This is a genomic window from Micrococcus sp. KRD128 (assembly GCF_017168395.1).
GTDB lineage: Bacteria > Actinomycetota > Actinomycetes > Actinomycetales > Micrococcaceae > Micrococcus > Micrococcus luteus.
On the sequence record NZ_JABFAX010000003.1, the window covers coordinates 1 to 1,863 of the forward strand.

Sequence of the window (1,863 nt, forward strand, 5' to 3'; positions counted from 1 at the left end):
GTGTCGGCCCGGTCCGCGTCCGGGTGCCCGTCCAGGTGTCCGTGGTGACCGGCCTGGCGGCGCTCCTGGACGCTGTGCAGGTCGATGACCTCGGCGTCCGTCGCCGCGGGCGTCGGCGTGGTGGCCTCAGGGGTCGGCGTGGGCGCGTCCGCCTGCGGGGAGGCCGTCGTCGGGGCCGCCGGGGCCGCGACGGCGGGCCGGCGCGGGGCGCCCGTCGTCGGGTCGACACGGGGCACGCGGGGGCGGCGCGGACTCATCGCGGACTCCTTCGGACGCGTGGCGGGGACCCTCACAGCCTACTGCCCGCCCCTGGCAGGCTCCTGGCCGCCCCCGGGACGGGCGCGGGCCCGCCCGGAAGGATCCGAGCGGGCCCGCGCGTCGTCGTCGGGACGGTCAGCCGCGGAAGCGCGGGAAGGCGGAGCGGCCCGCGTAGACGGCGGCGTCGGCCAGGTCCTCCTCGATGCGCAGCAGCTGGTTGTACTTGGCCACGCGGTCCGAGCGGGCCGGGGCGCCGGTCTTGATCTGGCCGGCGTTGGTGGCCACCGCGAGGTCCGCGATGAACGTGTCCTCGGTCTCGCCCGAGCGGTGCGAGATCATGCAGTGGAACATGTGGCGCTGGGCCAGGGAGATCGCGTCGAAGGTCTCGGTCAGGGAGCCGATCTGGTTGACCTTCACGAGCAGGGCGTTGCCGGCCTTCTCGTCGATGCCGCGCTGCAGCCGCTCCACGTTGGTGACGAACAGGTCGTCGCCCACCAGCTGGACGCGATCGCCCAGCTGCGCCGTCAGGTGCTGCCAGCCGTCCCAGTCGTCCTCGTCGAGCGGGTCCTCGATGGAGACGATCGGGTAGTTGTCCACCAGCTCGGTGTAGTAGGCGGCCATCTCCTCGGCGGAGCGCTGCTGGCCCTCGAAGGTGTAGGAGCCCTTGTCGAAGAACTCGGAGGAGGCGACGTCCAGCGCCAGCGCGATGTCCTCACCCAGGCGGTAGCCGGCCTTCGTCACGGCCTCGGCGATGAGGTCCAGGGCGGCGCGGTTGGACTCCAGGGACGGGGCGAACCCGCCCTCGTCGCCCAGGCCGGTGGACAGGCCCTTCTCCTGCAGCACGGACTTCAGGGCGTGGTAGACCTCGGTGCCCCAGCGCAGGGCCTCACGGAAGGACGGGGCGCCGATCGGGGCGATCATGAACTCCTGGATGTCCACGTTGGAGTCCGCGTGGGCGCCGCCGTTGAGGATGTTCATCATCGGCACGGGCAGCACGTGGGCGTTCGGGCCGCCCAGGTACTTGTAGAGCATGAGGTCGGAGGCCTGCGCGGCGGCCGCGGCGACGGCCATGGACACGCCCAGGATCGCGTTCGCGCCCAGTTTGCCCTTGTTGGGGGTGCCGTCCAGGTCCCGCATCGCGCGGTCCACGGCGCGCTGGTCCGCGGCGAACTCGCCCTCGAGCTCCTCCGCGATGCCCTCGACGGCGGCGACGGCGTCCAGCACACCCTTGCCGCCGTAGCGCTTCTTGTCCCCGTCACGGCGCTCGACCGCCTCGAACTCGCCGGTGGACGCGCCCGAGGGCACGGCCGCGCGGCCCAGGGAGCCGTCGGTGAGCAGGACCTCCACCTCGACGGTGGGGTTGCCGCGCGAGTCGAGGATCTCGCGAGCGTGGATGGCGTCGATCAGGGCCATGGACGGGTCTCCTTCAATCGAAGTCGGAAGTCGTGCCCGCGGCGTGGACACGGCCTCAGCCTAGCTGTAGGAGGGCATGACGTTGTTGACACGCACCGGGGCCAACGAGGCCGGAGGAGCCTCTCCGCAGGAGGTATGCGGCCGATGGTAGTTGTAGTGATTCACCCACACCTGCAGGGCCTCACGCCGAGC

Annotated in this window: 2 protein-coding genes and 1 pseudogene; all 3 read right to left on the reverse strand. The window is 72.0% G+C overall.

Translation table 11 applies throughout. From position 1 onward, the window contains the following. Nucleotides 1-257: pseudogene (locus J1M44_RS01100) on the reverse strand (FtsB family cell division protein); the annotation flags it as partial. Nucleotides 258-393: 136 nt separating this feature from the next. Further along, on the reverse strand, nt 394-1,671 hold the full coding sequence (gene eno / locus J1M44_RS01105) for a phosphopyruvate hydratase (protein ID WP_002856553.1): 1,278 nt from the start codon (nt 1,669-1,671) through the stop codon (nt 394-396). 60 nt (nt 1,672-1,731) lie between these two features. Continuing rightward, nucleotides 1,732-1,863, reverse strand: a 132-nt coding sequence (locus J1M44_RS01110; protein WP_206480441.1) for an integrase core domain-containing protein, incomplete at its 5' end; no start/stop codon positions are given.